Origin of the sequence: Halomonas sp. ND22Bw, assembly GCF_003011945.1 — a bacterium.
In the GTDB taxonomy this organism is placed as follows: Bacteria; Pseudomonadota; Gammaproteobacteria; order Pseudomonadales; family Halomonadaceae; genus Halomonas; species Halomonas halophila.
Map to the genome: position 1 here is coordinate 1 of NZ_PXWD01001345.1, position 253 is coordinate 253.

1 protein-coding gene is annotated in these 253 nt (G+C 71.9%); it reads left to right on the plus strand.

The genetic code is table 11. From position 1 onward, the window contains the following. Positions 1–253 (plus strand): DEAD/DEAH box helicase (locus tag CVH10_RS26225; protein WP_369335979.1); only part of this gene is annotated, 253 nt, incomplete at both ends.

The window sequence follows — 253 nt, forward strand, 5'->3', positions numbered from 1 at the left end:
GGCCGAGGTGGCCCACGTCCTTGGCACCCTGGGCGACGGCCGGGAGGGACTGGCCGAGGCCAGCCAGCGCATCAGGGTCATCGAAGCGGGAACCGGCACCGGCAAGACCCTGGGCTACCTGTTGCCGGCCATCGTGCTGGCGCGCTCGCGCGGGCTGCGCGTGGTCGTGTCCTCGTCCACCGTGGCGCTGCAGGAGCAGTTGATGGCCAAGGACCTGCCGGCCCTGCAGCGTCACCTCCCGGTGCACTTCACG